Source organism: Metabacillus sp. KUDC1714 (genome assembly GCF_014217835.1).
GTDB classification, from domain to species: Bacteria; Bacillota; Bacilli; order Bacillales; family Bacillaceae; genus Metabacillus; species Metabacillus rhizosphaerae.
On the sequence record NZ_CP055263.1, the window covers coordinates 1,419,928 to 1,436,978 of the forward strand.

General features: G+C 36.8%; 20 protein-coding genes. 5 read left to right on the plus strand and 15 right to left on the minus strand.

Annotation, left to right across the window (positions count from 1 at the left end; translation table 11 throughout):
* Positions 1-134: 134 nt before the first annotated feature.
* The 12 genes from HUW50_RS06880 to HUW50_RS26820 form a co-directional block, all read right to left on the minus strand.
* Positions 135-479: a hypothetical protein gene (locus HUW50_RS06880; RefSeq protein ID WP_232328998.1), complete on the minus strand. Its 345-nt coding sequence runs from the start codon at positions 477-479 to the stop codon at positions 135-137.
* 698 nt (positions 480-1,177) lie between these two features.
* On the minus strand, positions 1,178-1,645 hold the full coding sequence (locus HUW50_RS06885; RefSeq protein ID WP_066329431.1) for a hypothetical protein: 468 nt from the start codon (positions 1,643-1,645) through the stop codon (positions 1,178-1,180).
* 190 nt (positions 1,646-1,835) lie between these two features.
* Positions 1,836-2,108, minus strand: a complete 273-nt coding sequence (locus HUW50_RS06890) for a hypothetical protein (RefSeq protein WP_066329433.1) — start codon at positions 2,106-2,108, stop codon at positions 1,836-1,838.
* A gap of 153 nt (positions 2,109-2,261) precedes the next feature.
* A complete protein-coding gene (locus HUW50_RS06895) occupies positions 2,262-2,441 on the minus strand; it encodes a DUF418 domain-containing protein (RefSeq protein ID WP_066329434.1) in 180 nt (59 codons plus the stop codon).
* Positions 2,442-2,631: 190 nt separating this feature from the next.
* Positions 2,632-3,891: an efflux RND transporter periplasmic adaptor subunit gene (locus tag HUW50_RS06900; protein WP_066329436.1), complete on the minus strand. Its 1,260-nt coding sequence runs from the start codon at positions 3,889-3,891 to the stop codon at positions 2,632-2,634.
* Complete coding sequence (locus HUW50_RS06905) at positions 3,891-4,565, minus strand: hypothetical protein (RefSeq protein ID WP_066329441.1); 675 nt, start codon at positions 4,563-4,565, stop codon at positions 3,891-3,893. Before HUW50_RS06905 ends, HUW50_RS06900 begins: the two co-directional genes overlap by 1 nt.
* A gap of 335 nt (positions 4,566-4,900) precedes the next feature.
* The gene (locus tag HUW50_RS06910; RefSeq protein WP_066329443.1) at positions 4,901-6,451 is read right to left on the minus strand and encodes a polyamine aminopropyltransferase; all 1,551 of its coding nucleotides are present in this window, start codon (positions 6,449-6,451) and stop codon (positions 4,901-4,903) included.
* Between the two features lie 25 nt (positions 6,452-6,476).
* Positions 6,477-6,872 carry a DUF350 domain-containing protein gene (locus tag HUW50_RS06915; protein WP_066329449.1) on the minus strand — a complete coding sequence of 132 codons (396 nt, stop codon included), beginning with the start codon at positions 6,870-6,872 and terminating at the stop codon, positions 6,477-6,479.
* 20 nt (positions 6,873-6,892) lie between these two features.
* A complete protein-coding gene (locus HUW50_RS06920; protein WP_066329451.1) occupies positions 6,893-7,504 on the minus strand; it encodes a DUF4247 domain-containing protein in 612 nt (203 codons plus the stop codon).
* A 91-nt stretch (positions 7,505-7,595) separates the two neighbouring features.
* Entirely contained in the window at positions 7,596-8,264 is a 669-nt protein-coding gene (locus HUW50_RS06925) for a PspA/IM30 family protein (RefSeq protein ID WP_066329454.1), read from the minus strand.
* 12 nt (positions 8,265-8,276) lie between these two features.
* Positions 8,277-8,786 carry a DUF4178 domain-containing protein gene (locus HUW50_RS06930; RefSeq protein ID WP_066329455.1) on the minus strand — a complete coding sequence of 170 codons (510 nt, stop codon included), beginning with the start codon at positions 8,784-8,786 and terminating at the stop codon, positions 8,277-8,279.
* A gap of 281 nt (positions 8,787-9,067) precedes the next feature.
* Positions 9,068-9,181: a putative holin-like toxin gene (locus tag HUW50_RS26820; protein WP_221629145.1), complete on the minus strand. Its 114-nt coding sequence runs from the start codon at positions 9,179-9,181 to the stop codon at positions 9,068-9,070.
* A 263-nt stretch (positions 9,182-9,444) separates the two neighbouring features.
* On the opposite strand from HUW50_RS26820, the gene HUW50_RS06935 reads away from it, so the two are divergent.
* From HUW50_RS06935 to HUW50_RS06945, 3 genes are read left to right on the plus strand one after another with little or no spacing between them, the layout of a single operon-like run.
* Positions 9,445-10,380 carry an ABC transporter ATP-binding protein gene (locus HUW50_RS06935; protein ID WP_066329457.1) on the plus strand — a complete coding sequence of 312 codons (936 nt, stop codon included), beginning with the start codon at positions 9,445-9,447 and terminating at the stop codon, positions 10,378-10,380.
* Positions 10,358-11,065, plus strand: a complete 708-nt coding sequence (locus tag HUW50_RS06940; protein WP_066329460.1) for an ABC transporter permease — start codon at positions 10,358-10,360, stop codon at positions 11,063-11,065. The genes HUW50_RS06935 and HUW50_RS06940 overlap by 23 nt, the downstream gene beginning before the upstream one ends.
* Positions 11,065-11,799, plus strand: coding sequence for an ABC transporter permease (locus tag HUW50_RS06945; protein WP_066329462.1), 735 nt, complete (start codon positions 11,065-11,067; stop codon positions 11,797-11,799). Before HUW50_RS06940 ends, HUW50_RS06945 begins: the two co-directional genes overlap by 1 nt.
* A gap of 27 nt (positions 11,800-11,826) precedes the next feature.
* On the opposite strand, the gene HUW50_RS06950 is transcribed toward HUW50_RS06945, so the two are convergent.
* Together HUW50_RS06950 and brnQ are read right to left on the minus strand one after the other, a co-directional pair.
* Positions 11,827-12,417 (minus strand): transposase, encoded by a 591-nt coding sequence (locus tag HUW50_RS06950; protein WP_066329464.1) that lies wholly within the window; start codon positions 12,415-12,417, stop codon positions 11,827-11,829.
* A 157-nt stretch (positions 12,418-12,574) separates the two neighbouring features.
* Positions 12,575-13,879 carry a branched-chain amino acid transport system II carrier protein gene (brnQ, locus tag HUW50_RS06955; protein WP_066329467.1) on the minus strand — a complete coding sequence of 435 codons (1,305 nt, stop codon included), beginning with the start codon at positions 13,877-13,879 and terminating at the stop codon, positions 12,575-12,577.
* Positions 13,880-14,632: 753 nt separating this feature from the next.
* Here brnQ and HUW50_RS06960 point away from each other — a divergent pair.
* Both HUW50_RS06960 and HUW50_RS06965 read left to right on the plus strand, forming a co-directional pair.
* A complete protein-coding gene (locus HUW50_RS06960) occupies positions 14,633-15,559 on the plus strand; it encodes a hypothetical protein (protein ID WP_066329469.1) in 927 nt (308 codons plus the stop codon).
* A 5-nt stretch (positions 15,560-15,564) separates the two neighbouring features.
* A complete protein-coding gene (locus HUW50_RS06965; RefSeq protein ID WP_066329473.1) occupies positions 15,565-16,338 on the plus strand; it encodes an SH3 domain-containing protein in 774 nt (257 codons plus the stop codon).
* 118 nt (positions 16,339-16,456) lie between these two features.
* Here HUW50_RS06965 and HUW50_RS06970 read toward each other — a convergent pair whose 3' ends face one another.
* Positions 16,457-16,963, minus strand: coding sequence for a ferritin (locus tag HUW50_RS06970; RefSeq protein WP_066329474.1), 507 nt, complete (start codon positions 16,961-16,963; stop codon positions 16,457-16,459).
* Positions 16,964-17,051 lie beyond the last annotated feature (88 nt).

The window sequence follows — 17,051 nt, forward strand, 5'->3', positions numbered from 1 at the left end:
TTTTAATATTTATTTACCTCTTTAATAATAGTTCGTTCCACTAATAGTTGATAAAAATAAATAACGATTGCTGTTACAACTGACAATATGTAAAAATGTTTAGGTTGCATTTTCTTGAATTTGAATACTCCTACTTAAGTGAAAAATTTTACGATAGGGAATGCAAGAAGATAATCGAGTACCATGTTTAATGTTAAGTACTTTATAAAGCTACCGTATGTTAATTTAAACACCCAAATAGTTGTTATGAAAAATAAGCCTAAAAGGTAAGAGAAATCTAAACGATAGTTTGGAAATAAAGCATTTTTCACTTTCCACCACTTACGTCTATCAGCTATTTCGCTTAAAAAACTAAAGGTATAACCAATAAAAGTTGCGACTGGAAGAAAGCGAACAAATGAATTTTTCCCTAGCAATGGTGTAGTTAACCAAGGGATAACTAATGTACAAAATGATAAAACTTTTCTTTTACTAATCATAAGAACCTCACAAGGTATAATTTATACATTAGTATCCTTTAAACATACTTTTTTTATTCTTCAAGATGCTTTTTTCAAAAAATATTCTTAGTAAAATTAGGTATATATTATTGATACAGATAGGTAAGGGTTTGAAGTTATCTCTCCCTTTTGTCGGGTAGGTCAGGGATATCGCTATCCCCTTCCCCCCTAAGAACCGCACGTGTGCCTTTCAGCACATACGGCTCAAGCATGCATTTATCCTTGTCTAGTTACTAGTTAGTGTCGCAATTGGATATATATTCTTAAAAGAAATTCCTAATTGGCGAACAGGGGTTGGTATCACAATTATATTAATTGGTTTTTGGTTATTAAAAGGAAAATAAGAAAGAGCTTACCTTGATAGGCTCTTTCTTATGACAAGTGTACTTTCGTTAGTTATTCAAGAATATGGTATTTATATATAGTATCATGGCCTAAGAGTTTAATAAGAATTCTATTACAATAACTCCCTTAAACAACAAAAGAGAACAATTTTTTTGTTTAAGGGGTTCTTCAACTGATTATTTTCATTTCAAGATAATGTAAAGTTAAATAACCTTATTTTCCTCCTAAATTCGTGTGCTTTCTTCAAAATCACTCTCTTCAAACTGGTCAGGATATGGTAGTTTCCAATTCCTGTGTATAAAACAAATAATTATGTTTGTTCGCTTTCTTTATTAAGAGGGCTTAAACACTTCCTCTTGCCAAAAGTGGTAGCCATAAAGAACAATTGCAAGTGCGACAAAAATACCATAACGACCCCAAGGAGTTATGGTAACCAATTGATAAATCCCTAATTTTTCCTGAAGTAAAAAATGAACAGGGAAAATTGCAAACATAAAATCAAGTACAATATTAGTCACTAAATAAATCCAGAATATTCCATATGTAAAGTGAAATATCCATATAGTTACAACTAAAAAAGCACCTAATACCCCTGGAACAAATGCAGGCTTAAACCATGGTAAAATTGTTTCTTTAATGATCCAGTGTTTTTGATTGTGAGCTATCAAGTTATAAAGAACCATAAGAAAAGCAGCTAATATCGCAACAGGCATAAAACGTTTTATATCTTCCTTCTTTAAAAAGAATAATGTGAACCATGGAACAATTAGAATCGTCCAAAGTACAACTTTATTTAACAAAATAAACCCACCTTCTTTTATTTTGTAGTTTCCCAAGGTGATCGTTATTTATACCTGAATTTATTAACTACATTATTAAAAGATTACTGCTTCTTTAGTTGATTAAAAAACGACTACTTTATGAAACAATCGCACCCGTTCGTATTATAAGGTTAATCAGATTAGAAAATATTTCAGCACAACAATATCTTTATTTTGATGATGATGTAGAAATTGGTGATTTTTGTTTCTCCCAATCTGTCGGACCCTCATTAGGTTCAATAAACTTCCGCCAATACTCTCCACTTTTCTTATCAAATATTATGATATTACTATCATTTGGTGAGATTAACTCATACCTAAATTGTTCTACCTGTGTTGTATTAACTTCTTCAGATTTTAAAGACTGTAAAATTAACCAAGAACCTAAAAGTAAGCATATTCCTAAGAAAATAATAGAAAAAGACAATAGATTTTTATTCATTTTTTGACCCCATTTTAAGTTAATAATTTCATTGTATCACTTAACGGAAAATAACATTTTATTATTTTCTTTTCAAGTAACCTCCCGTTCGTTGAACAAAGATAAGCTGGAGATAACCAGTTAGGTCTTCAGCTTTTTCTCCATTTTGGTTTATTAAATTGTCGATTTCTTTCTTAAGATGGTCTCAAAAGGTCCTCTTATAGATCTTTGATGCATATAATTAGCAACAAATACGGAAAGAACCCAAACGAATACGGCAATCAAGTCACTCTCTAATTGACTAATTTCCCCACCAAGACCACCAGCATAAGGAGCTAAAATGATAACAAACATTTTCTTGTACACAATTAAGCACTAATTCTGAAAAAACTTGATCTATCAATAAAAAAATGACTATCAAATTAGTTTACAATTTGATAGTCATTTTTGTTTACATTATTACTATTTTGATAGGGCACAGAACCCGTTAATAAACTGCACTTATCCTTAGTATATACCCATGATAATCCTGCTTAAAAATCCCTTATTTCTCAATCAACCCAATTAAAAATGCTTCCCACTTATCACGCGTTGAGAACTCTTTAAAAGCTGCCTTTTTTATTCTTGTAGGCTTCATTTCTGTAACAAAATGAGCATTGTTTTTTGGCACCTTTTCTGGAGAAACCATCATGATTTCTTTCACTTCAACACCATTGGTAATTTCTTTGATTCCATTAAAGCCTAACCCAGTTTGTACCGTTTTTTTTGTGATGAGACCATTTCCATTTAATTGATAGACATAAGATTTCTTGCCTTTCTGAATCGCCTTTTCAGGAACTGTTAAGACACCGATTGCCTCCGCTGTCACAAATGAAACAGTTGCATTTGAGCCTATGGCGAGTGTTTCAGATTGTTCGGTAAGATTCCCTTCAAATTGGTAGTGATTGTCTTTATTGACCTCTGGCTCTTTTGCTGGATAAGGATTGATTTTCGCAAGTGTTCCTTCAAGCTTCTTTTTCTCTCCATTAATATCAGCGGAAAACTTCATGCCCGTTTCAGCTTTTTTTAATTGGGATTCTGTAAGCAATCCTTCTACAGAAAGGACATCGGAAACAATGGTTATGACTGGGTTACCGAGCTTTTCATTAACTTCTTTGACAATCCCATCTGTTTCACTTACGATCATCGCTGTGCCGCTTTGTTCATCGATCGTGCTTAATTGACTATCATACTTGTACACTTCTTCTTCAAGCTTACTTTTTTCGAGCTCTTGTTTATAGATTTCTTGATCAATTGCACTAATAATCATCTCGGAGGATGCATGTTTATCAACCTCAATTTTTAAGCCTTCTTCAAGTCCAAGTGCAGCAACCTCTTGTACTTCAGAGGAAGGATCAGGGATGCTAGCTTGATAATCTAGTAATGTGCTAATGTAATCGTCAATACCTGTTATTTCTCCCTCAGCCTGCAGCTTTTCAGCTTCAAGTGTTTCCCTCAGCTTATCGAGTTCAGGAGTGATATACTCAAATAATGGTGTTCCTGCCGTTACTACATCTCCTTCTTTGACAAGGAAACGTTGAAATTCTTTATCTGCTTCATGAAAGTAAATTTTATACTCTTCTTGAGGCATCATAACGCCCTCTGTATCAAATGTTTCGACAACATCGTCTTTTGCAACACGTGCCCAATCTTCAACGTAAACGGTATGCTGAACCTTGCTATCCTTTTTTACAATTAAATACCCGTTTAAGGCAATAAACCCTAATGAAACAGCTGTTAACGAAATGATAATCCACTTTTTCATCACAGCACCCTCCTCACGATAACGGGTACCTCTACATACGCCATCAATGCTGTTAACATCCAGATCATCAGATAAAATAAAACAATGACAGTGAGCGTACCATACTTATTTTTATCAGAAAGATTTTTCAAGTAATAGAAAAGAACTGAGATTGCTAGAAAGTGAAATAGAGTAATTGCCCCGAAAAAATGCTGCCAAAACTCATTTTTGAACAAATACTGGCTAATGACCCCAAATGAAAAGGGATTACTTACTTGATTTAAATCAAAGAATACAAGAATTGGAACTGTGATTGCCTGTTCAAATAAGTGAACGGTAAACACAAACATCTGAACAATCACTGCTTTAATGTAAGAGATTTCAAGCATGATCCAGAAAAAAAGTGCACCCAACCAAATAAAAAGCGTGGTATACAAAACGCTTGAAGCAAGTTTCCCACCGAACAATAACAGCTTCCCTGCTTCAAACTCCGCTTTGGTTTGGTCCGTAATGGTCCCCGAGTATGTCTCTGCTCCAATTCCAAAATATGTACTTACCGCAAAACTAATTAACGCTACTAGATAAAGCAATAACAATTTAGGAATAACACCTGTCATTGCTTCTGCTCTTTGTAATTGATAAAGACTAGTGCCTGGTCGGAAAAGTCCATTCAGTACTTTCATTTCATATGTCATTACTTTACTGTTCCCCTTTGTAGATATATTCCTTTGGTGTATTCATTTTAGCATGTTGCGTGCCTGTCACCACCCGAAATTTGTCGATAATTGAAAATATTTTGATTAAGTTTTGACAACTGGTTATTGGTTGAATTACGCATAGTATAAAGGTACCACTACTAATCAGTAACCTAGACAAAAGCAACAGATGGTTAGGTGTAGAAATACCCCACCCTAAACATACTACACGAAATCCGTCTGAATACAGTTCGAGAATGCAAAAAAAGTAACTGTCCAACTCAAGTTTAAAGTTTAGACAGTTACTTCCCTTTTTATTAATAAAGACACCCCAATCAATAACTCTTCCATGCCTTCTCATACTTCTCAATAATCGTCGGCCTTGTTAACGTATTGGTTTCAAGTGGGACCGGATTTCCCTTTTCATCAAGTATCTCTTTATCAATATCTTTTCCAAACGTTGTAAGCCCACTAAGTACCTCTTTGGTTAAAAACTTCGTCTCAACTGTAATGTCAGCTTCTTCAAGTTTAACTGCTTCTCTTTTCGCTAAGACAAAACCCCAATCACCAAAGCTCGGAACATCGACATGTAAATTCTCAGTATGTAGATTTGCTGCTTGGACTGTTTGGTTAATCGACCAATATACCTCGGTTGCAAAGGTTGGACTTGTCGCTTGAATCATAATCGATCCGCCTGGGGTGAGATGATTTCGTAAAAGTTGATAAAATTCAAGCGTATACAGCTTGTTTAATGACTCATTATTTGGGTCAGGTAAATCAACAAGTATGACATCATAAAAGGTTTGCTTGTTTTTTAGAAACTGGAAGGCATCCTGGTTAATCACCTGTACACGTGCATCCTCATATGAATGCTCATTTAGGGTTACAACATCTCGATTTGTTTTGCCGATCTCAACGACTTTTGGGTCTAAATCAACAAGTGTCATTGATTTGACTTCATCATATTTTTGCAATTCCCTAAGTGCTAAACCGTCTCCACCACCGAGGATGAGAATGTTTTCTTTTCTCTCAGCAGTAGCCATTGCCGGATGTACGAGTGCTTCATGATAGCGGTATTCATCACTTGAACTAAATTGTAGCTGCCCATCAAGAAATAACCGTAAATCACCTTGTTCCTTTGTTAATATTATTTGCTGATAATCTGTTTGCTCGGTATAAATAATTGGATCTCTGTACAACTTTTGTTCAAATGTAAAGGCTGTTTCTTCGCCAAAAAGCACTCCAACGATAAGCAGAAGGAAAATCACAATTCCGGCGACAAAATGGCGTTTAAAAGTTCTGATTTCACGTTTAAAATAAACTAAAATCCATAACGCAACACCAACATTTATTATCGCTACTAAAAACGCTGTTTTGACAAGACCAAATTCAGGCCTTAATAGATAGACAAAGAGAAGTCCACCAATTAATCCGCCAGCATAATCAGAAAACAGCACTCTTGCTGTACTTTTTTTCACTGTGACGCCAATCTCATTTGCCTTTCTGATTAAAATTGGCAACTCTACACCTGTTAAAGCACCAACAACCAAGGTAATAAAGTAAAGAAAGAAGCCGTCCATACCATCACTTAGAAAGGCTGAAACCCCAAATAGTAAAAATGTCGAGAAGCCAGCAATGATCCCGATTAAATATTCGATCCAAACAAATGACAAAATCAAATTTTTCGTTACCTTCTCACTAATGGAGGCGCCAATTCCCATACCAGTTAAAAAAAGAGAAATGGTGAGGGTGTATTGTTTTACACCATCACCAAGTAAATAGGAGCCAGCTGCACCAAATAATACTTCAAATATAATTCCACATACAGATACAATTCCTGACGCCCAATAAATGGCTTTGCTTTGTTTTATAGGATGTTCAATCACACAATGGTCTCCTTGTTAAAAATCTTTACGTAATGGATGCTCCAATAACAAATGCTAATCCAATTGATACACACATACTAATAATCCCTACAGATATATTCCCTTTTTGAAGTTGTTCTTCGACAGAAAATTTTCTTGTAAAGAGCTCAAATAATAAGTAGGCGATCATTTGAAGTAGAATCCCAAATGCACCCCAAATAATCGTGTCTAAAACACTAGCGCTGTGATAAATTGAGAATGCTAGAATAATACAAATTCCAATGATCTTACCACCAATAGAAAGGGACACAGCGTGATTATCATTTAAAACCTCATCCCAGTCTTTATATTTCTTTGTCATAAATTCAAATATTGTTAAACCAATTAATACGATTGCAATTGCTACAACAAAGTAAACAGCCGTTAAGATAAATGGCTCCATATTATATCTTCCCTTCTTGTTTATTTTCCAGAACCAGGTCCGCCGCCTCGAACAGAAGATGTTCCACCTCTGACAGTCGAAGAAGTGCCTGAACCTTTATAGTATCCACCAGATGTACCATAGCCTCGGTAACAATCTTCATTGTTTGATGTACACTTATTTCGTTGTTTCTTTCCCCAATCATCGACATCTAATATATCATCTAGAAGCCAAAGGACAAATAACCCGTCAAAAAAGTCTGGATTGTAATTGTCACGTACAAAGTTGTGTGTAGCAATTTCAACCATTGTATTTTGGGAGTTATTTTCATCATTTGTTAAGATTACGAACGAATCCTGATAGATGAGTACCTGTTTGTTGTCTTTTTTCTCACTGACTTCTTTTGGCTTTTCATGCGCTTGTAATTCCTTAGCAACCTCATCGATGGATTTATCTTCAGCAAGATAAATTTCCGAAATGTCTTCAGACCTCGCTTGACTCTTCACAGCATCTTGAAAGATATAATTCGTACTAATAAATTCAGCAATTCCATCTTTAAAAATTGACCCACTTGTTGAGCCCTGGCCTCCACTCCCACAAGCTGACAACAGGAGAATAAAAGACAGCATAACAAAAAGAAGTGGTTTTTTCATTACCTCACCTTCTTTCACGACAATCTATTAATGAGGACATCCAAAAACCGTTCTATAGGAATAGCCCTTGGAAGTCCCATTCACTTTTTGCCTATTCTTTTCCTAATTTTCTTTTTAATGCTGCTAGTTCATCATCAACATCATTTTTTTCTAATGCCGCAAAGTCGTCATCTAAGCTTCTATTTGAGGATCTCATATCTTCACTAGTTTCAGCCTCTGCTTCATATTGAAGGACTTTTTCCTCCATTCGTTCAAAGCCTCTTTTTGAATCATCACTGCCAATTCCAGACAAGGTGCGATTCATTTTTGTTCTTGTTTTCGCGGATTCTGCACGAGCCTTTAACGAATCTTTTTTCAATTTCATTTGGTAGTATTCAGCTTTCATTTCATCTAATTTCTTTCTTACCGAATCTGAGTCAAGCTTAGCACGATCATAAGACTCCTTTAATGTGTCAGCTGTTTGACTGTGAATCTTTTTATCCTCTAAGGCACGTCTAGCAAGGTCATCATTTCCTGCTTCAATTGCCTTGATTGCTTGTTCATCACGCTTTTCGACCATTTTTGTTGCGTCCTCATATTTCTTTTGCAGCATTTTTTCATTGGCAATTTGTTTCGCGACTGCTGTTTCCGCATCACGAATATCTGATTCCATATCTCTCATAAATTGCTCAAGCATTTTTACTGGATCTTCCGCCTTATCCAATAACGCATTTAATTCAGAATCAACAACCGTTTTTACTCGTTTAAATAATTTAAACATCAAATTTTCCTCCTATTTACTCGCGATTATTTTTAATTCATATTGTTCAATTTCATAACCTGCACTTACTTCAATTTCACTGCCCCATATTTCAACAGATAGGAATTTTTCTTCCTCTTCATCACAATAGTCATAGTACCCGCAAATCATACCGTTTATGTTTTGATTTCGACCAATTCCTGTTACTTTTGCAGAACCTGATTCATCTAAGTAATACACTGTTCCGTCATATTCAAGTTTTTTAGGAATTGGTTCTTGAAGCTTCATTTTTATTTTTTCATAAATTCCAAGATAAAGCTCATCATCCATTTCGACACTTAACCAAATGGTTCTAGAAACCCCTTCAAGCTGATAAGCATGCCATTTGAAGCCATGGTCATCATAACTAATTTTTCCGACAACCTTATAATCCTCTAAATCATATGTGACAATGTCATCGAGCTGCAGATTGAACATATTCCGTTCTACTACTGGTTTAGGGGTGTTCACTTTCTTGCCAAATAATTTACTAAAAAAACTCATGAATCCACCTCGGCTTTATTTTAACTAATTTGTTCTATCTTAGTATTACGAATAAGGAAGGGGAAAGTTTCAGGTTTTTAGTGTTTGTTTCTACCTGTGCAAATCCACTCTCCCTCTTGATAATTATGTATGAATTACTTATAATTTAGTTAAGATAAAAAAGATCAGGCGAAGGATCCACCTGATCAGATCAGCGCACTACATGCCGCAAATGAGCGGCAGTCTGTTTCGATGTGTTTAAAAAAGAAGTAACTACCTAAACTTGGCGTGAGGTTAGGCGGTTACTTCTTTTTTCTATTGGTGACAAGTGCAATTATAGCAACAAATGCTGCTAGAGTAGTTGCAAGAAAGATACCGAATTGAAATAGCATATTCAATACTTCATACGTCACCATTTTACCACCTCCTTTCTTCAAGGAAGTGGCTAACCGCCCACCTGCATATGTAGTTGCTACCTATATATTATCATCTCTCAATCCGTTGTACTAGCCCAAAACAGAACGTTAGTTCGATTTTTAATAAAAAATCACATTCCTCCTTCATAACTTACGAATATCCTCAATTACCAAATCCCACCCAATTTTTTAAACAAAATTTAAACAAAACAACAACTCAATTTTAACTCTAACCCTCTAAGCTATACATGAGGTGATAAATAATGAATGAAATGATGATAAAAACAACGGATTTAACAAGAAAGTTCAAAGGAAAAACAGTCGTAGATGATATTAATCTTACAATTAAAAAGGGAGAAATTTACGGATTTCTTGGACCAAATGGGGCAGGTAAAACAACAACAATTCGAATGTTGCTTGGGTTAATGAAGCCAACAAGCGGAAAAATTGAATTGTTTGGTGAAGATGTGAAGCATAATCATCTGAAGGCACTTAAGAAAATTGGATCATTAGTAGAGTCCCCTTCCTATTATGGACATTTAACCGCAAGAGAAAATTTAGAAGCATTACGAAAAATCTTACAAGTGAGCAAAAGTAGAATTGACGAGGTGCTTTCAATCGTTCGGTTAACCAAGGATGCAGACCGAGCTGTTAAGGGCTATTCCCTTGGTATGAAGCAGCGCCTCGGAATCGCTGCAGCTATATTAGGTAGACCAGAGCTATTAATTTTAGATGAACCAACAAATGGACTTGATCCTTCTGGTATTCATGAAATTCGTGATCTTATTAAGAATATGCCCGAGCAATATGGAATTACGATATTGATTTCTAGCCACCTATTAAGTGAAATTGATCAAATGGCTACACAGGTTGGCATCATTTCAAAAGGACAAATGATCTTTCAAGATTCAATCGAGATGCTACGTAATAAAGCAATGGCACAAATTATGATAAAAGTGAAGGATGCAAAAAAGGCAAAAGCACTGCTTTTAGCAAAAGGCTTTTTAGTGGACGTTGAAAATGACTATGTCATTTGTGAGGATATGGCGGATGAAAAGGTAGCAACGATCATTACGATTTTAGTCAATGGCGGTCTTGCTGTTTACCGAGTGGAAGAAAAGCGGAAATCACTTGAGGAAATCTTCCTAGACCTAACAAGTGAAGGAGGAGCCCAACATGCTGGCGGTTCTGCAAGCTGATTTACTAAAAATTAAACGGAAGTGGTTTTGGTTCCTTGTTTTTCTCGGACCATTTGGCGTGATCGCGCTGCAAATGGTGAACTATGGTGTCCGCTACGAATATTTAGTTGAAGGTAGAGAGAATCTCTGGCAGGACCTCATTCAAAATGTAAATATGTTTGTAGCCCCTGCTTTGTTACTAGGGATAACGATTCTAGCCTCACAAATTGCCACAATCGAGCATCAACAAAGCTCATGGAAGCAGCTTCTAAGCTTACCTGTTAAAAGACGTGTCGTTTTTTCTTCAAAGTTTATCGTCACATTTATGTTGCTCTTACTCTCTTGTCTCCTATTATTCATAGGAACTTGCCTTTTAGGGATAGGGCTGGGATTTGCTGAATCACCTATTCCATTTGTAGCCATCTTAAAAAATAGCTTTTACCCGCTATTGGCAGGTCTGCCATTATTAGCGATTCATATATGGCTGTCAATTACCCTAGATAATCAAGCCATCCCACTAACGGTTGGGATTTTCGGTGCAGTTGTGACGTTATTCGCCTATTATGCACCAGATTGGGTCATCTGGAAATGGCCATTGCTATATGGGGACAAGGAGCCTATTTGGTTTGTAACCGTCGGAATAATCGTTGGGGTTATCATCCTGTTAATCGGTATGATCGACTTCCAAAAAAGGGATGTGAAATAATGTTTTGGCACCTTGTACAATCTGAAATCTTAAAAATGAGAAAAACAAATATTTGGCTCCTGTTATTCGTTAGCCCTTTACTTGCCTTTGCAGTTGGTTTAGCAACAACAGAGACAATGGAAGGAACTATCAATGAATGGACAACAACCTTACTCATGATGACACCTGTTCATACGATTCTTTTCTTACCGCTAATTATCGGTGTTTTTACAAGCTTTATTTGCCGATATGAACACAAGGACGGAGGCTGGAAACAGCTCTTAAGTTTACCTGTCAAAAGAACTCAAGTGTATGTTTCTAAGTTTTCACTCGTGATGTCATTAATCGCCTTAAACCAAATTCTGTTTATGTTGTGCTGGATTTCAGTAGGACTTATAAAAGGATTCTCAGATCCCTTTCCTACTCTCGTTATGTTCAAAAGCTTAGTCGGCGGCTGGATTGCAACCCTACCACTAGCTTCAATTATGCTGTTAGTATCAATGGCATGGTCAAGCTTTGCCGCACCACTTGCATTGAACGTCGTCTTTACCTTACCAAACATATTAGTCGCGAACTCTGAAACATATGCCCCTTACTACCCTTGGGTTCAGCCGTTTTTAACGATGATCCCAAAAGGAGATGGTCCTTGGGGCGGATTCTTTGTCTCGTTCGAATCGATTATCTTTGCAATTATTGGCGGGTTCGTGATTTTCTTTGCTAGTGGGCTAGTTTATATTCGTAGAAAAGCGGTATAATGTTGTTGAGGCTTAATCCATTTATTTTCAAGGGTTAAGCTCTTTTTCGACATATTTCGGGTGGTGACAGGCACCGCCGCCTACATACTCACAATACTTCCTCACTCTTTCATCAACCTCCCCCTCAAATTCATCCAATAAAATCGAAGGATTAAAATATTGCTGCTCTATCTTCCCCTTCCCCATAAAATACAGATAACTCCCCCATCGATAATCCTCTGGCTTTTCTACTATGTTGGCTTTTACAGGATTCAAATGAATGTATCGACTTACCTCCAACATTCCACTTGTAGAAAGAATCACCTTATCGAAAAATCTTTTCTCAAATAAATGTCCTGTTAGATTGTAGCGAGTATTAAAATAGTTTGCGTATCTTTTATTAATAAGAGCCATTATCTTGGAAATGGATTGTTCTGTTGATCTGAGTTGTAAATGAAAGTGGTTCGTCATTAAACAGTAAGAGGCTAGTTCAAAAGAGTATTTTTCGTGGATCTTTCTGAGGATATATAAAAAGGTAAGGAAATCGCCATTATCCATAAATAAAGGGTCACGACGGTTTCCACGGCAAACAATGTGGTAAAAGTAATGAGGTATCCAAACTCGTTTCTTTCTTCCCATTCTTTTACCACACTTGCCCTATAATATAATTTTTCATTGTAGCCATTATTCTCCCTCACACAGAACAAACGTTCCTGTTTTTTAGTTTAGAATATAGCATACAATGATAAAAGTCAAATATCTTTGTTCGACAATATTCGGGTGGTGACAGGCACCTCTAAACATTCGACAATTTCCGGGTGGTGACAGGCACCACTAAACCAACCAATCCCCCAACAACCGCCGGCAGCACCCAACCAACTCCTACATCATAAAGAGGAACTACTCCTAAAAGAGAATCCAGTGAATTTCCTAAAAACGTATAATTAACAGTCTCTACTAAACTAAACACCCCGGTAAACAATGTTGCAAAGAAATAAACACGGGTTGATATATAGTTGTTTATTAATCCTAAAGTAATCAAAACAACAGCAACAGGATAAATCGCTCCTAAAATCGGAACTGAAACAGACAGGATTTGCGTTAGACCCATATTCGCGACAATCATACTGACAATCGCTAGCACAACAGCCCAGCCTTTATAACTTATAAAGGACAAGGTTTCTGAGAAGTATTGGCTACATGAAATAATTAACCCAATACACACACAAAGACACGCAAGCGTGAATAGCAATCCGAGCATCAAAATACCAGTTTGCCCAAATAACTCATTCATGACAATCGTTAATACCTGTGCACCATTTTCAGGCTGCCCAAGCGATGCACTTGAAGCACCAAGGTAGCTTAAAATTCCATATATCGAAGCCAGCAAAATTCCTGCCCCAATTCCTGCAAAGCTCATATATTTAGAGAGTTGCTTTGGATCTTGTACACCCTTTGCCCTGATCGTATTCGCAACTACAATGCCAAACACAAGAGCTGCTAATGCATCCATCGTTAAATACCCATCTAAAAACCCTTGAAAAAATGGAGTTTCCTTATATGTCTCTGAAGGGGAGGAAAAAGATCCAATTGGTGTGATCATACTTTTCGTAAAGATCACGACAATCATCAGTAACAGCAATGGCGTTAACAACTTCCCAAAACGATCAACTAGCTTTGACGGGTTAAGACTAAGCCATAGCGTAAGGGCAAAGAAAACAACCGTGTACCCCAGTAGCATGGAAGGCTTGTCCATCAAAGTCTGTGGTAAAAACGGCTTTAAGCCCATCTCAAACGCTATCGTTCCAGCACGCGGAATCGCAAGACCTGGTCCGATCGAAACGTAAATTAATAAAGGAAAGATGAGCGCGAATAATGGATGAACACGTGTCGCTAAGTTATGAAAGCTACCTGCCTTCGCAACAGTGATGACCCCGAGAATCGGCAGCCCCACAGCCGTAATAATGAAGCCAGCCAATGATAGCCAAACCTCTACCCCAGCTGATCTTCCTAAAAAGGCAGGAAAAATCAAATTCCCTGCTCCAAAAAACATCGAAAATAACATAAAACTAATAAAGATTAGTTCAGTTTTCTTAAACATATAATAATTCTCCTTACTTATAATAGGCTGAATTATAACAAGTTCATCATGTAAAAGCCACCGAATATAGAATAGATCCATTATTAAAATTATTGTGTTTTTTCAGACTTAAAAGCTAAAATGTACTATGTGTAAATTATGTCCTCTTCCCTCCAAAAAAAGACAATAATCGATTAATTCCTGGGAAATAAGCGTCTTTTTTTGTATAATGTTTAATTATATTAACCTAAGATCGCCCTGTTTTTAACTTCACCATAGAGTTTACAAACCATTCATTCGCTCAACATTTAAGAAAAATGCCAAGCAATACACATAATTGACGCTTCTTTTCATATATATTTATGGCTTGGTTTAGTTTAGATCATGATAAGCTCTGCTCGTTATTCAAAAAAATGTAGCTGATTCGATTCTTTGTTTAACACAATTAGCACCTACTTATGAACAGCTTATTACTGAACATTTTCTTGAGCGAGGAATCAACTTATGTACCTCATCCCTTTCTCTTGAAGTGTGCTGTACGAAACTACAGACCTACTCACACACTAACAGCTAAATAAAGCCTTCTAAACGAGTCGAGATTACATAGTAAGATTAGGAGATTACTATAATCACATTGCACTCAGTAGCATTTGATAAACCTAACAAACTAACTCTGCTTGTGCTTAGCTTGCTTGAAACCAGATGCCAACACCATATAATTAATCATTTACCGAATTATCTATATAAAGATTGAAAAAACAGGAGGAAAACCATATGAATTTAATCGATGTTCAACCAGTCAAATTTAGTTTTTTCGAAAAGCCGCCAGCTTCCTCGATGACACAGGCCTTTGTTTATACAAATGAAGAAAATCATTTTTTAGTGGTAAAAAATGGGGATCGGATCACACGCAGTGATCTTCGGGCAGGAAAATACACGAAAGTTTATAGTGTCAACATGACAACCTTAAATTTCCATTATGAAAATGAGGTTCCTTCACAGGATCGTGGACGTCATTTCCTAGTCGACCTGTCGATTGATTACAAAGTTGTTGACCCAATCTCACTTATTCAGCAAGGTGCAGGAGAAATTGTCACCTATATCCAAAAGAAGCTTCCTTATTGGCTAGAAGAAATCACAAGTGACTATCCAGTATCTGAAGCGAAGCGTGTAAAACGTCATATCGAGGATCTTCATGAACACTCCTCAATGGTCGCAGGGTTAAAGCAAGTTGGAGTTGCTGTCACAGATATCAATGTTCTTGTTAAACAAAGTGAAGATGACCAGGAGCATGACAAGAGATTCAGAGTGATCGATCAAGAGGATGAACTAGATGAATACCGCCGTGAAAAAAGACTTAAAAAAGCCAGCATACTAGCGAAAAGCATCCAGGAAGCAATTGAATCTGGAAACCTTCTTGAAGCCGTCTTAATAGCTGAAGAAAACAAAGATGCTTTAGAAATTGTGAAAAATCGCTTATACAACGAAGAACATTTCCGACTTGAGGTTCAAGATCAAGTCCGAAAACTATTACTAGATCCAACAGTGGATGCGGTTGAGGCAAACGAGCAAATCATGAAAATTAGAGCCTATTTCCCACACGAATCATTTAGTGGACAGTACCCTACTTCGAACGAAAGCAGCATGGATGACCCGCTAGCTTACTTAAGAAATATCTATCAATCAACTAAAGGAGAGTAAATAATGTGGAAACCATTATAAATCAAGTATTTTGGCTTTGGGTCCCACTGTCTTTATTGCCAGTTTGGTTAAGACTTGCGATCATAACCTATTTGGTTATCATTCTATCAAGACCCATCCTATTACGTCTCCTCCCGAAACTGATAGTATGGGGAAGCATCCTTCTGAAAAAAGCAATTGAGCTACTCTCCTATCCTTTGATGGTGGGGATTAGTCGCTCCTTAACAAAACGGAGACATGCAGGTAACCACCTGATCCCAACATGGGTTGATATACTAGAGGATACTTGTGCTCTTCTTTTAAAGGGATTAAACAAAACACAAGGTCTTTCCCAAAAACGAACAAGAAATAAAGCACGTCTGAAAAAAACCTTCAGAGTAGCTGCAATGACTCTGGCCATCCTTTTACCAATCGCAGTGATGAATAACCCGAGTCAAGCCTACTCAAAAACATGGTATAAATTTGAAACATGGGCAACAGAAGAAAAGGTCCAAAAATCACTTGGATTTAATCTTGACCAGCTCCAAGGGAAGATTCAAACAACAGTGCAATCTGTCAGTCCTACAAAGCTGACACTAAAAGCAGATTATCCAGAAGGCGGCAACATCCGCCAAACCCCATCCCTCAACGGTAAAATTGTCGCTGACATAAAGGAAGGCGAAACCGTCACATACCTTGACGAGGAACAAACGGATGATAAAGGGATCACATGGCTTAAGGTTGAAACAGACGCTGGAAAAGAAGGTTGGGTATCTGAGAGGATTGTCGAAGAGTCGTAAAGATATGAATTTAAATTCTAAGAAATCCACCACCACCTGATGATGATCAGCTGGTGGTGGTGAATTTCTCTTAAATTAACGAACACCGACAAGCTGTCGAAGTTGTGACCCCTAGCGACTACTCTCCGTCAGGAACAAACGTCCGTTTCCCAAGCTCACTATCAAGCATAAAGAACGCATTACTATCAGTATCAATTCGCTTCAATTTCTGAATAAGACTATCAAAAGTAGCTTCTTCTTCAACCTGTTCTTCAATAAACCAATTCAAAAAGGTCATCGTCGCATGCTCACGCTCATCTAACGCAATGTCAGCAAGCTCATAAATGCGACGAGTAACCTCTTTCTCATGCTGTAAGCCCTTTTCAAATACATCTAAAATCGAAGTAAAATCATTATTTGGTGCAGGGAAACCCTCTACCACTGCTCGCTCTCCCATATCATTAATAAAGTTATAAAACTTCATCGCATGAAAACGTTCCTCTTCAGCTTGTACAAGAAAAAAGTTCGCAAAGCCATCTAAGCTTTCTGCAGAACAATGAGCAGCCATTCCTAAATACGCATGTGCAGAATAAAATTCATAATTCATCTGTTTAATTAAGCCATTTACTAGTTTTTCACTAATCATGGAAAATCCCTCCTTTTTGGGTAGTATATCATAATTTTCTGGAGATTATTAAAAGGGGCTAATTTTATAACTTTCTTTTACTAAGGCT

What these genes read in the sequence shown, in the direction of transcription:
- HUW50_RS06920 (WP_066329451.1), bottom strand. Translation starts at nt 7,504, where the DNA reads ATGAAAAAACCACTTCTTTTTGTTATGCTGTCTTTTATTCTCCTGTTG.
- HUW50_RS06950 (WP_066329464.1), bottom strand. Translation starts at nt 12,417, where the DNA reads ATGGGAAGAAAGAAACGAGTTTGGATACCTCATTACTTTTACCACATT.
- HUW50_RS06945 (WP_066329462.1), top strand. Translation starts at nt 11,065, where the DNA reads ATGTTTTGGCACCTTGTACAATCTGAAATCTTAAAAATGAGAAAAACA.
- HUW50_RS06935 (WP_066329457.1), top strand. Translation starts at nt 9,445, where the DNA reads ATGAATGAAATGATGATAAAAACAACGGATTTAACAAGAAAGTTCAAA.
- HUW50_RS06900 (WP_066329436.1), bottom strand. Translation starts at nt 3,891, where the DNA reads ATGAAAAAGTGGATTATCATTTCGTTAACAGCTGTTTCATTAGGGTTT.
- HUW50_RS06905 (WP_066329441.1), bottom strand. Translation starts at nt 4,565, where the DNA reads ATGACATATGAAATGAAAGTACTGAATGGACTTTTCCGACCAGGCACT.
- HUW50_RS06915 (WP_066329449.1), bottom strand. Translation starts at nt 6,872, where the DNA reads ATGGAGCCATTTATCTTAACGGCTGTTTACTTTGTTGTAGCAATTGCA.
- HUW50_RS06880 (WP_232328998.1), bottom strand. Translation starts at nt 479, where the DNA reads ATGATTAGTAAAAGAAAAGTTTTATCATTTTGTACATTAGTTATCCCT.
- brnQ (WP_066329467.1), bottom strand. Translation starts at nt 13,879, where the DNA reads ATGTTTAAGAAAACTGAACTAATCTTTATTAGTTTTATGTTATTTTCG.
- HUW50_RS06960 (WP_066329469.1), top strand. Translation starts at nt 14,633, where the DNA reads ATGAATTTAATCGATGTTCAACCAGTCAAATTTAGTTTTTTCGAAAAG.
- HUW50_RS26820 (WP_221629145.1), bottom strand. Translation starts at nt 9,181, where the DNA reads ATGGTGACGTATGAAGTATTGAATATGCTATTTCAATTCGGTATCTTT.
- HUW50_RS06970 (WP_066329474.1), bottom strand. Translation starts at nt 16,963, where the DNA reads ATGATTAGTGAAAAACTAGTAAATGGCTTAATTAAACAGATGAATTAT.
- HUW50_RS06890 (WP_066329433.1), bottom strand. Translation starts at nt 2,108, where the DNA reads ATGAATAAAAATCTATTGTCTTTTTCTATTATTTTCTTAGGAATATGC.
- HUW50_RS06925 (WP_066329454.1), bottom strand. Translation starts at nt 8,264, where the DNA reads ATGTTTAAATTATTTAAACGAGTAAAAACGGTTGTTGATTCTGAATTA.
- HUW50_RS06940 (WP_066329460.1), top strand. Translation starts at nt 10,358, where the DNA reads ATGCTGGCGGTTCTGCAAGCTGATTTACTAAAAATTAAACGGAAGTGG.
- HUW50_RS06930 (WP_066329455.1), bottom strand. Translation starts at nt 8,786, where the DNA reads ATGAGTTTTTTTAGTAAATTATTTGGCAAGAAAGTGAACACCCCTAAA.
- HUW50_RS06895 (WP_066329434.1), bottom strand. Translation starts at nt 2,441, where the DNA reads ATGTTTGTTATCATTTTAGCTCCTTATGCTGGTGGTCTTGGTGGGGAA.